The organism is Margalitia sp. FSL K6-0131, assembly GCF_038008735.1.
GTDB lineage: Bacteria > Bacillota > Bacilli > Bacillales > Bacillaceae_C > Margalitia > Margalitia shackletonii.
Genome location: NZ_JBBOZS010000001.1, coordinates 5,111,471 through 5,124,245, shown reverse-complemented (window position 1 = coordinate 5,124,245; position 12,775 = coordinate 5,111,471). Strand labels below are relative to the sequence as shown.

Annotated in this window: 6 protein-coding genes, 3 rRNA genes and 2 riboswitches; all 9 genes read left to right on the top strand. The window is 42.7% G+C overall.

Annotated features, from left to right (window positions below; genetic code table 11):
* Positions 1–137 precede the first annotated feature (137 nt).
* A riboswitch (purine riboswitch) is annotated at positions 138–239 on the top strand.
* 109 nt (positions 240–348) lie between these two features.
* The gene (locus NSQ59_RS25015) at positions 349–1,677 is read left to right on the top strand and encodes an NCS2 family permease (protein WP_055741294.1); all 1,329 of its coding nucleotides are present in this window, start codon (positions 349–351) and stop codon (positions 1,675–1,677) included.
* Between the two features lie 142 nt (positions 1,678–1,819).
* On the top strand, positions 1,820–2,662 hold the full coding sequence (glcT, locus tag NSQ59_RS25010; protein WP_055741293.1) for a glucose PTS transporter transcription antiterminator GlcT: 843 nt from the start codon (positions 1,820–1,822) through the stop codon (positions 2,660–2,662).
* A 189-nt stretch (positions 2,663–2,851) separates the two neighbouring features.
* The gene (gene ptsG / locus NSQ59_RS25005; RefSeq protein ID WP_055741292.1) at positions 2,852–4,930 is read left to right on the top strand and encodes a glucose-specific PTS transporter subunit IIBC; all 2,079 of its coding nucleotides are present in this window, start codon (positions 2,852–2,854) and stop codon (positions 4,928–4,930) included.
* Between the two features lie 353 nt (positions 4,931–5,283).
* Positions 5,284–6,834 (top strand): 16S ribosomal RNA (locus tag NSQ59_RS25000).
* Between the two features lie 188 nt (positions 6,835–7,022).
* A 23S ribosomal RNA gene (locus tag NSQ59_RS24995) occupies positions 7,023–9,957 on the top strand.
* 227 nt (positions 9,958–10,184) lie between these two features.
* Positions 10,185–10,301, top strand: a 5S ribosomal RNA gene (gene rrf / locus NSQ59_RS24990).
* Together the 16S, 23S and 5S rRNA genes form the textbook arrangement of a ribosomal RNA operon.
* Positions 10,302–10,654: 353 nt before the next feature.
* Entirely contained in the window at positions 10,655–10,852 is a 198-nt protein-coding gene (locus NSQ59_RS24985; RefSeq protein WP_055741708.1) for an NETI motif-containing protein, read from the top strand.
* A gap of 86 nt (positions 10,853–10,938) precedes the next feature.
* A riboswitch (purine riboswitch) is annotated at positions 10,939–11,039 on the top strand.
* 130 nt (positions 11,040–11,169) lie between these two features.
* Positions 11,170–11,658, top strand: a complete 489-nt coding sequence (gene purE / locus NSQ59_RS24980) for a 5-(carboxyamino)imidazole ribonucleotide mutase (protein WP_340833202.1) — start codon at positions 11,170–11,172, stop codon at positions 11,656–11,658.
* Positions 11,651–12,775, top strand: coding sequence for a 5-(carboxyamino)imidazole ribonucleotide synthase (gene purK / locus NSQ59_RS24975; protein ID WP_055741710.1), 1,125 nt, complete (start codon positions 11,651–11,653; stop codon positions 12,773–12,775). Before purE ends, purK begins: the two co-directional genes overlap by 8 nt.

Below are 12,775 nucleotides of genomic sequence, written 5' to 3'. Positions count from 1 at the left end.
AACAGCGTTAATAAAGACAAATAAAAACGTAATTTAACAAAAATAGCATAAATACGAACGTAAGTATAAAAAAATATAAAAACGTTCGTATTTTTTATTGACAGAATGAATAGCCGTTGGTATGATACAAATGTACTAATTAATCATTAATATTGTGTCGTATAATGTTGGGAATATGGCCCAAGAGTTTCTACCGAGCTACCGTAAATGGCTTGACTACGAGGCAATTGTGATAGGGGATTTTTTCTTTCTATCTATACATATGCCTATAGTCAAACGCTTCGGTGGATACCGAAGCGTTTTTTTAGTTCAGCATAGTTAAATGAAAAATTATAGGGGGAAATACACATGCAAAAGTATTTTCAGTTCAGGGAACTGGGAACAAGTTATCGTCAAGAATTTTTGGGCGGTTTAACAACTTTTTTAGCAATGGCATATATTCTAGTCATCAATCCATTAACATTATCTCTTTCTAGTATTAAAGATTTGCCGGATGCGATGCGAATGGATCAAGGTTCTGTATTCGTAGCAACAGCCATTGCATCAGCTGTCGGTTCTATTATTATGGGACTTTTAGCGAAATATCCTTTAGCTTTAGCGCCTGGAATGGGATTAAATGCATTTTTCGCTTACAGTGTTGTGTTAGGAAGCCATATTCCATGGCAGCATGCACTTGGAGCAGTTCTTATTTCCGGAGTTTTCTTCTTCCTATTAACACTTACAGGATTACGTGAAAAAATTATCAACGCGATTCCTGTTCAATTAAAGCATGCGGTTGGTGCAGGTATTGGTTTGTTTATAACTTTCCTCGGATTGCAAAATGCTAAAATTATTGTAAATAATGATGCAACCCTTGTTGGATTAGGGGACCTAACCAATGGTGATACATTACTTGCGATTTTCGGGATTTTTATTACCGTCATTCTCATGACAAGAAATATAAAAGGCGCAGTCTTTTATGGAATGATTATTACAGCTATAGTAGGAATGATTTTTGGCTTAATCGATGTACCTCATAAAGTAGTAGATAAGGTTCCAAGTGTGAGCCCTACGTTTGGTGCGGTGTTCTCCTCCTTTGGAGATAGTTCGTTTTGGTCAACAAGCATGATCGGCGTGGTTTTAACGTTTTTATTTGTTGATTTCTTTGATAACGCCGGAACACTCGTTGCGGTTGCGAACCAAGCTGGTTTAATGAAGGATAATAAGCTTCCGAACGCAGGAAAAGCTTTAGTATCTGATTCCATTGCAACGATGGTGGGAGCGGTTCTAGGAACATCCACTACAACATCTTTTGTTGAGTCAACATCTGGAGTAGCTGCCGGTGCAAGAACAGGATTTGCTTCATTGGTAACAGCGGCATTCTTTATACTTGCTTTATTCTTCTTTCCGTTATTATCGGTAGTAACAGCACCAGTAACGGCACCTGCTCTTATCATTGTTGGAGTACTAATGGTTTCTTCCTTAAGACATATTGAATGGGATAAATTTGAAATTGCAGTACCTGCTTTCTTGACAATGATAGCAATGCCATTATCTTATAGTATCGCAACCGGAATTGCGATTGGCTTTATTTTTTACCCAATTACGATGATTGTAAAAGGAAGAATCAAAGAAATTCATCCTATTATGTACTTCTTCTTTGTTATCTTCTTGCTCTACTTTATTTTCTTGAAATAATAATAGAAAAGGGAGTCGCGGATCATTCCGCGGCTCTATTTTGTCTCTGAATGAAGTAATCAAAATTGATTACAGTGAAATTTTTCGATACACTTAGGCTACTATTGTAGTTTTCGGTAAAACTGCTGGGGAGATAAGAAGAATGGAAGCATTTACTATAAAAAAGGCATTAAATAATAACGTATTGATTGTAACGCATCCAATATATGATGAGGTTGTGCTTATTGGCAAGGGAATTGGTTTTAACCGTAAAAAGGGCGACCATATTTCTAAAGAGTCAGTAGAAAAGATGTTTGTTTTAACAAATGAAAAGGAACAGGAACAATATAAGAAACTGTTGCCTTATATTGACGAAGATATGCTCGGCGTAATTATTTCAGCCATTGAGTTAATACGAAAACGAACAGCTTCTATTTTAAATGAACATATCCATGTCGCCTTAACCGATCATATCCTATTTTCTATTAATCGTTTAATGAGTGGGTTATCGATTAAAAACCCGTTTCTAGCAGAAACGAAAGTGATGTATCCTGCAGAGTATGCAATTGCGGAAGAAGTAATTGATTTTATCAATGACGCCGTAAATATTACACTGCCTGAAGGAGAAATAGGTTTTATTGCCTTGCATATTCATAGTGCAGTAACGAATAAGGACTTATCGGAAGTGAATCAATACTCTCAGTTAGTGGCGAAATTGATTCAAATTATTGAAGAGCAATTTCAAATGAAGTTAAATAAGGAAGATATTCACTATATGAGACTTGTTCGTCATCTACGTTATGCCATAGAAAGGGTTATTAAGGGTGAAAAAATTAATGAACCGGATAAAATCACACTATTCTTGAAACAAGAATATCCCTTAAGCTATAATCTTGCTTGGAAGATAATCAAGATCATGCAACAAACGCTGAAAAAGCCAGTGTATGATGCAGAAGCAGTATATTTAACAATGCATCTACAAAGGATTCAAAATAAGTTGAAGTAGTTATGTTGTAAAATGTAACCACTTCCAAGAACTAATCTAATATAATACGTGTTACTGATTCAATCAGGCATGAGAAAAGAACTAATGAAATTGGGATACAGGCGTAATCTAACTCTATTTTCACTCTTCTTTTTTCATGCGTTTTTTGCTTTCTTATATAATTTTCAATAAATAATGGAGATTTCACTTATGTTTAAGAAGATCTTTGGTGTTTTGCAAAAAGTCGGTAAAGCATTAATGCTACCAGTAGCGATTTTGCCGGCTGCCGGTATTTTGTTAGCTGTTGGTACAGCATTAACAAACCCGACTCTTTTAAATGTAGCTCCCTTATTAGATGTAGCATGGGTAAAGCATATTGCAGATGTAATGGCCAATGCTGGGAATATAATCTTCAGTAACTTAGCGTTGCTATTTGCAGTTGGGGTTGCCATTGGATTATCCGGTGGAGAAGGTGTAGCTGGATTAGCAGCAATCGTAGGATATTTAATTATGAATGTTACGATGGGTGTAGCAAAGGGGCTTTCTCTTGGAGATGTTACCGGTGACCACGTGAATCCTGCAAATGCATTAGTACTAGGTATTCCCACACTTCAAACAGGTGTGTTTGGAGGGATTATTGTTGGTCTAATTGCTGCCTATATGTATAGTAAGTTCTTTGAAATTGAATTGCCATCTTATTTAGGATTCTTTGCAGGTAAACGGTTTGTGCCAATTGCTACGGCAGGTTCTGCTGTTGTTTTAGGATTAATCATGTTAGTTGTTTGGCCGCCTATCCAAGTAGGGCTTAACCATTTCTCTAACTTTATGTTAAATTCACAGCCAACTTTGGCGGCGTTTATCTTTGGATTAATTGAACGCTCATTGGTTCCATTTGGTTTACATCATATTTGGTATTCGCCCTTCTGGTTTGAGTTTGGTTCCTATACACCACATGGTGCATCAACTCCTGTACATGGTGATCAAGCTATCTTTATGGCAGAAATTAAAGATAGGGTTCAACATTTAACAGCTGGTACGTTCCAAACAGGAAAATATCCATTCATGATGTTTGGTCTTCCTGCAGCTGCATTAGCGATCTATCACGAAGCACGTCCAGAACATAAAAAATTTATAGCAGGAATTATGGGTTCTGCAGCCTTAACTTCCTTTTTAACAGGTATTACAGAACCTATTGAGTTTTCCTTCTTGTTTGTTGCACCTGTATTATTTGGTATCCACGCGGTATTCGCTGGTTTATCCTTTATGGTGATGCAATTATTAAATGTAAAAATTGGGATGACTTTCTCTGGAGGATTAATTGACTTTGTTTTATTTGGAGTCTTGAATAAACAAACACACTGGTGGTGGGTTATTCCAGTAGGTTTAGTGTTTGCAGTCATATATTACTTTGGTTTCCGTTTCGCAATACGCAAGTTCAATCTAAAAACACCTGGACGTGAAGATGAAGAAGAGGATACAGAAGAAACTACAATTGGGACAACGTCTGACTTACCATACGATATATTACAAGCAATGGGTGGGAAAGAAAATATTATAAACCTAGATGCTTGTATTACAAGATTGCGTGTTCAAGTAGTGAATGTAAAAAAAGTAAATAAGAATCGATTAAAAAGATTAGGTGCAGCTGGTGTTCTTGAGGTAGGAAATAATATTCAAACTATTTTTGGCCCGCAATCAGATACCCTAAAATCGCAAATGAAGGATATTATTTCTGGCAAAAGACCTCGTAAAATAGAAACAAACCCTGATTCAGTTGTAAAACAGCAAATGGAAGAGGTGCAACCGAGAGTTCTTCGATTTGAGGGTAAACAGATTCATGAATCATTTATATCTCCAGCTAAAGGTGAAATCAAGCCTATTACTGAGGTACCCGATCAACTGTTCTCAGAAAAAACGATGGGTGATGGATTTGCTGTTCTTCTGGAAGAAGGTGTTATCACTTCACCGGTAGACGGAAAAATTGTCATTGTCTTCCCGACTAAGCATGCAATTGGATTAATGTCAGATGCCGGAAGAGAGATTTTAATTCATGTAGGTATTGATACTGTTAACTTAAAAGGTGAGGGCTTTGAGATACTAGTGAGTGAAGGTGAGCGAGTAGAAGCTGGACAACAACTAATGAAAGTAGACCTCGATTTCTTGAAAGAAAGAGTACCGTCAATCATAACTCCGATTGTCTTTACTAATTTAAAAGAAGGCGAAACGGTAGTAATTGAAAAAGAAGGTCTTGTTGAATTGAAAGAAGCTAATATTATTTCTATTAAATAAGTGATGTTTTTCCGATCCTATTATGGGGATCGGATTTTTTATTTAAAGTGGATGAATGGATTTATTTACCATGTATATTTTGTTGACCGAATGTTAGATAGGTGTTATTATATAAAAACCGGCAAGAGAAACGGCCGGAGAAAAATAAAAGTTAAAAAGCTGTTGACAATATGTTTCTGAAGTGATAAGATATTAAATGTCGCTTCTGATGAAATGAAAAAAGTTGTTGACACGAAAGATTTAAAATGATATTATATAAAAGTTGCTTCTTAAAAAAGTAACTGAGAATTGATCTTTGAAAACTGAACAGAACGAAACGTCAATGTTTTAATTAATGAGCTATATCAAACACTTTTTTGGAGAGTTTGATCCTGGCTCAGGACGAACGCTGGCGGCGTGCCTAATACATGCAAGTCGAGCGGACTTTTAAAAGCTTGCTTTTAAAAGTTAGCGGCGGACGGGTGAGTAACACGTGGGTAACCTGCCTGTAAGACTGGGATAACTCCGGGAAACCGGGGCTAATACCGGATAACTTCTTTCCTCGCATGAGGAAAGATTGAAAGATGGCTTCGGCTATCACTTACAGATGGACCCGCGGCGCATTAGCTAGTTGGTGAGGTAACGGCTCACCAAGGCGACGATGCGTAGCCGACCTGAGAGGGTGATCGGCCACACTGGGACTGAGACACGGCCCAGACTCCTACGGGAGGCAGCAGTAGGGAATCTTCCGCAATGGACGAAAGTCTGACGGAGCAACGCCGCGTGAGTGATGAAGGTTTTCGGATCGTAAAACTCTGTTGTTAGGGAAGAACAAGTATCGTTCGAATAGGGCGGTACCTTGACGGTACCTAACCAGAAAGCCACGGCTAACTACGTGCCAGCAGCCGCGGTAATACGTAGGTGGCAAGCGTTGTCCGGAATTATTGGGCGTAAAGCGCGCGCAGGCGGTTTCTTAAGTCTGATGTGAAAGCCCACGGCTCAACCGTGGAGGGTCATTGGAAACTGGGAGACTTGAGTGCAGAAGAGGAGAGTGGAATTCCACGTGTAGCGGTGAAATGCGTAGAGATGTGGAGGAACACCAGTGGCGAAGGCGACTCTCTGGTCTGTAACTGACGCTGAGGCGCGAAAGCGTGGGGAGCGAACAGGATTAGATACCCTGGTAGTCCACGCCGTAAACGATGAGTGCTAAGTGTTAGAGGGTTTCCGCCCTTTAGTGCTGCAGCTAACGCATTAAGCACTCCGCCTGGGGAGTACGGCCGCAAGGCTGAAACTCAAAGGAATTGACGGGGGCCCGCACAAGCGGTGGAGCATGTGGTTTAATTCGAAGCAACGCGAAGAACCTTACCAGGTCTTGACATCCTCTGACAACCCTAGAGATAGGGCGTTCCCCTTCGGGGGACAGAGTGACAGGTGGTGCATGGTTGTCGTCAGCTCGTGTCGTGAGATGTTGGGTTAAGTCCCGCAACGAGCGCAACCCTTGACCTTAGTTGCCAGCATTCAGTTGGGCACTCTAAGGTGACTGCCGGTGACAAACCGGAGGAAGGTGGGGATGACGTCAAATCATCATGCCCCTTATGACCTGGGCTACACACGTGCTACAATGGATGGTACAAAGGGCTGCGAGACCGCGAGGTTAAGCCAATCCCATAAAACCATTCTCAGTTCGGATTGCAGGCTGCAACTCGCCTGCATGAAGCCGGAATCGCTAGTAATCGCGGATCAGCATGCCGCGGTGAATACGTTCCCGGGCCTTGTACACACCGCCCGTCACACCACGAGAGTTTGTAACACCCGAAGTCGGTGAGGTAACCTTTTGGAGCCAGCCGCCGAAGGTGGGACAGATGATTGGGGTGAAGTCGTAACAAGGTAGCCGTATCGGAAGGTGCGGCTGGATCACCTCCTTTCTAAGGATAATGGAAAACCACTTACGTGGTTATAAGAAGACGTTTTTAAGTTCTGTTCAGTTTTGGATGATCAATTCATCCAGGATAATTTGTTCCTTGAAAACTAGATACTGATAGAAGAAACCAAGTAAAACCGAGAATCGCCACTTTATGGATTTCATCCAATTTAAAGTAGTAATAACCTTATAGGTTAAGTTAGTAAGGGCGCACGGTGGATGCCTTGGCACTAGGAGCCGATGAAGGACGGGACTAACACCGATATGCTTCGGGGAGCTGTAAGCAAGCTTTGATCCGGAGATTTCCGAATGGGGGAACCCACTGCTCGTAATGGAGCAGTATCTTTACCTGAATACATAGGGTAATGAAGGCAGACCCGGGGAACTGAAACATCTAAGTACCCGGAGGAAGAGAAAGCAAACGCGATTTCCTGAGTAGCGGCGAGCGAAACGGAAGAAGCCCAAACCAAGAGGCTTGCCTCTTGGGGTTGTAGGACACTCTATACGGAGTTACAAAGGAACGGAGTAGATGAAGAGGTCTGGAAAGGCCCGTCAAAGAAGGTAACAACCCTGTAGTTGAAACTTCGTTCCCTCCAGAGTGGATCCTGAGTACGGCGGGACACGTGAAATCCCGTCGGAAGCAGGGAGGACCATCTCCCAAGGCTAAATACTCCCTAGTGACCGATAGTGAACCAGTACCGTGAGGGAAAGGTGAAAAGCACCCCGGGAGGGGAGTGAAAGAGAACCTGAAACCGTGTGCCTACAAGTAGTTAGAGCCCGTTAATGGGTGATAGCGTGCCTTTTGTAGAATGAACCGGCGAGTTACGATTTCATGCAAGGTTAAGCTGATGAAGCGGAGCCGCAGCGAAAGCGAGTCTGAATAGGGCGAATAAGTATGAGGTCGTAGACCCGAAACCAGGTGATCTACCCATGTCCAGGGTGAAGGTAAGGTAACACTTACTGGAGGCCCGAACCCACGCACGTTGAAAAGTGCGGGGATGAGGTGTGGGTAGCGGAGAAATTCCAATCGAACTTGGAGATAGCTGGTTCTCTCCGAAATAGCTTTAGGGCTAGCCTCAAGATGAAGAGTATTGGAGGTAGAGCACTGTTTGGACTAGGGGCCCTCATCGGGTTACCGAATTCAGACAAACTCCGAATGCCAAATACTTATGCTTGGGAGTCAGACTGCGAGTGATAAGATCCGTAGTCAAAAGGGAAACAGCCCAGACCACCAGCTAAGGTCCCAAAGTATACGTTAAGTGGAAAAGGATGTGGAGTTGCTTAGACAACCAGGATGTTGGCTTAGAAGCAGCCACCATTTAAAGAGTGCGTAATAGCTCACTGGTCGAGTGACTCTGCGCCGAAAATGTACCGGGGCTAAACGTATCACCGAAGCTGTGGATGGACACCTGACAGGTGTCCGTGGTAGGAGAGCGTTCTAAGGGCGGTGAAGCTAGACCGGAAGGACTAGTGGAGCGCTTAGAAGTGAGAATGCCGGTATGAGTAGCGAAAGAAGGGTGAGAATCCCTTCCACCGAATGCCTAAGGTTTCCTGAGGAAGGCTCGTCCGCTCAGGGTTAGTCGGGACCTAAGCCGAGGCCGAAAGGCGTAGGCGATGGACAACAGGTTGATATTCCTGTACCACCTCTTCACCGTTTGAACGATGGGGGGACGCAGGAGGATAGGGTAAGCGCACTGCTGGTTATGTGCGTCTAAGCAGTTAGGCTGGTTACGAGGCAAATCCCGTAACCGTGAAGGCGGAGCTGTGATAGCGAGGGAAATATAGTACCGAAGTTCCTGATTCCACACTGCCAAGAAAATCCTCTAGTGAGGTGAAAGGTGCCCGTACCGCAAACCGACACAGGTAGGCGAGGAGAGAATCCTAAGGTGAGCGAGAGAACTCTCGTTAAGGAACTCGGCAAAATGACCCCGTAACTTCGGGAGAAGGGGTGCTCTGGTAGGGTGCAAGCCCGAGAGAGCCGCAGTGAATAGGCCCAGGCGACTGTTTAGCAAAAACACAGGTCTCTGCGAAGCCGCAAGGCGAAGTATAGGGGCTGACGCCTGCCCGGTGCTGGAAGGTTAAGAGGAGGGGTTAGCGTAAGCGAAGCTCTGAATTGAAGCCCCAGTAAACGGCGGCCGTAACTATAACGGTCCTAAGGTAGCGAAATTCCTTGTCAGGTAAGTTCTGACCCGCACGAAAGGCGTAACGATCTGGGCACTGTCTCAACGAGAGACTCGGTGAAATTATAGTACCTGTGAAGATGCAGGTTACCCGCGACAGGACGGAAAGACCCCGTGGAGCTTTACTGCAGCCTGATATTGAATTTTGGTACAGCTTGTACAGGATAGGTAGGAGCCTTTGAAGCCGGAGCGCCAGCTTCGGTGGAGGCGTCGGTGGGATACTACCCTGGCTGTATTGAAATTCTAACCCGCACCCCTGATCGGGGTGGGAGACAGTGTCAGGCAGGCAGTTTGACTGGGGCGGTCGCCTCCTAAAGAGTAACGGAGGCGCCCAAAGGTTCCCTCAGAATGGTTGGAAATCATTCGTAGAGTGTAAAGGCACAAGGGAGCTTGACTGCGAGACCTACAAGTCGAGCAGGGACGAAAGTCGGGCTTAGTGATCCGGTGGTTCCGCATGGAAGGGCCATCGCTCAACGGATAAAAGCTACCCCGGGGATAACAGGCTTATCTCCCCCAAGAGTCCACATCGACGGGGAGGTTTGGCACCTCGATGTCGGCTCATCGCATCCTGGGGCTGTAGTCGGTCCCAAGGGTTGGGCTGTTCGCCCATTAAAGCGGTACGCGAGCTGGGTTCAGAACGTCGTGAGACAGTTCGGTCCCTATCCGTCGTGGGCGTAGGAAATTTGAGAGGAGCTGTCCTTAGTACGAGAGGACCGGGATGGACGCACCGCTGGTGTACCAGTTGTCTTGCCAAAGGCATCGCTGGGTAGCTATGTGCGGAAGGGATAAGTGCTGAAAGCATCTAAGCATGAAGCCCCCCTCAAGATGAGATTTCCCATAGCGCAAGCTAGTAAGATCCCTGAAAGATGATCAGGTTGATAGGTTCGAGGTGGAAGTGTGGCGACACATGGAGCTGACGAATACTAATCGATCGAGGACTTAACCAAAATATAAAGCGGAAGCGCCTTGCTCATCGGCGTATGAATTTCGTAGTCGCAGGCTCGAGATAAAGGAAACACAGTGAGGTAGTTCACGAACTGATGTTGACTTATCGTAGGGAGGAGACGGAGAAATTCACTAGCCGATAGGCGCTGGAGCTGGATTGAAAAAAGCGAAACTCAGTTTTACTTCTTCTTCTGCAGTATTTAGTTTTGAGGGAACAAACCTCATATAGTCTGGTAATTATGGCGAGAAGGTCACACCCGTTCCCATCCCGAACACGGAAGTTAAGCTTCTCAGCGCCGATGGTAGTTGGGGGCTCTCCCCCTGCAAGAGTAGGACGTTGCCAGGCAAACAGAGAAAGTCACAGATTTCGATCTGTGGCTTTTTTATTTCTGTATGAGGGGTTCAAAGTCCTGGATCGTGCAGTTCGGGGATAACTTCGTGCAATTTACTTTAATTTTCGTGCAGTTCCGTTAGGATTTATTCAGTTTTTGCTATTTTTCGTGCGGTTCTATTTAAAGTTGAATGAAATAATATGAGTTGAATAGAAGGGATTAAAGAAAATTCATAAGAACTAATGACAATTGAACCTTTTATGTTAAAATGATGGGAAGATTATATAATAAAAATAAAAATTGATGTAAAGATCAGCTTAATAAGTTAATCAAGGGTAAAGTTTATTAAGGAAGGAATATATCATCAATGCCTAACACTAAAAAACAATTCGAAGTCCAAGAAAACGAATCAATAGAAACCTGTCTAAATCGTATGGAGCAAGAAGGATATCGTCCTGTAAGAAGATTAGAAAAACCAATTTTTAAAGAGGTTTCCCGGAATGGAAAGGTAGATTACGAGCCAGCAGGAAGGAAAATAATCTTCGAGGGGCGGAAAATCGACTAAAATCCGAACGTTAATATTATATTTAATATCAATGTTCGATTATTGTGTTGACTCTTATTACATAACCTGTTAAGATGTAAGTGTCAAAGATGAATAGTATAGTACCTCATATATAATGGGAATATGGCCCATACGTCTCTACCCAGACACCGTAAATGTTTGGACTATGAGGGAAAGTGGATATATTGGGGATTTTTTATTTATTTTTGTTTTTATGGATCCGGTTTTATCACCCAGATAAACTGCTTTCTCTCACACTGAGGGTGCAGTTTACCTGGGTTTTTATTTTATAAAAGTTAAAAAGGCGGACTGAGATGATGTCGATTGAAGTCGGAGTAATCATGGGAAGTACATCTGATTGGGATACAATGAAATTCGCATGTGATATTTTAGAAGAATTAAAGATTCCTTTTGAAAAAAAAGTAGTATCAGCACATAGAACACCTGATTTGATGTTTGAATATGCCGAGAATGCCAGAGAAAGAGGGATAAAGGTCATCATCGCAGGTGCTGGGGGTGCAGCCCATTTGCCGGGAATGGTAGCAGCCAAAACCACGCTTCCCGTAATTGGTGTACCAGTACAATCAAAAGCGTTGAATGGCCTTGACTCCTTACTATCTATCGTCCAGATGCCTGGCGGTGTACCAGTTGCAACAGTTGCCATAGGGAAAGCAGGAGCAACAAATGCAGGACTGTTGGCAGCTCAAATATTATCTACAAATAATGAAACAATCGCTATTAGATTAGAAGAAAGAAGAGAAGCTCTAAAAAAACAAGTAATCGAAAGCAGTGATCAACTTGGATAAAACATTCATACAACCAGGAAAAACCATTGGAATTATTGGCGGTGGCCAGCTTGGAAGAATGATGGCTCTAGCCGCTAAAGAGGCTGGATATAGAGTTGCCGTGCTTGATCCAACGAAGAATTGTCCTTGTGGCCAGGTAGCAGATATTCAATTAACTGCCGACTATGATGATAAACAAGCACTGCTTCAATTATCGGAAAATAGTGATGTGATCACTTTTGAATTTGAAAATATTGATTATGATGCATTACAGTGGTTAACTGAAATAGCGTACGTTCCACAAGGTGCAGAAATCATCAGAATTACACAGGACCGGATTTTGGAAAAGAACGCTTTAGATCATTCAGGTGTGAAAGTCGCACCATACTGGGTGATTGAAACCGTTGAAGATCTCCAAAATGGTGCCGAACAGCTTGGGTTTCCATGTGTATTAAAAACAGCTCGCGGAGGCTATGATGGAAAGGGTCAATTTATTTTAAAAGACGAAGAGGATATAGAGGAAGCATCGGCATTACTTCAACACGGAAACTGTGTATTAGAGTCATGGGTTCCATTTGAAAAAGAAGTTTCTGTTATTGTCACAAGAAATGTTTCTGGTGAAATGAAATGTTTCCCAATTGGTGAAAATATTCATGTGAACAATATTTTGCATGAAACGATTGTTCCTGCAAGAACAACAGATGAAGTAATGAAAAATGCCTATACATTAGCGAAAAAAATAGCAGAACACCTGAATCTGGTCGGTACTTTAGCTGTTGAAATGTTTTTAACTCGCGATGGTGAGTTATTCGTTAATGAACTGGCGCCAAGACCTCATAATTCGGGACACTATTCTATCGAGGCTTGTGAAATTTCCCAATTTGCTCAGCATGTTCGGGCGATATGTAACTGGCCATTAAGAGAGCCACGCCTATTAAGTCCAGTGATTATGGTAAATATTTTAGGGCAGCATGTTGATAAGGTGTTGGAGCAAATTCCGCAACAGCCGAAGTGGTCCATTCATCTATATGGGAAAGAAGAACCTAAATATCAAAGAAAAATGGGTCATGTGACTGTTTTAACAGAAGATGTAGAAAGCACATTGCTGGAATTAGAGCAAAGTAATATTTGGAAATAG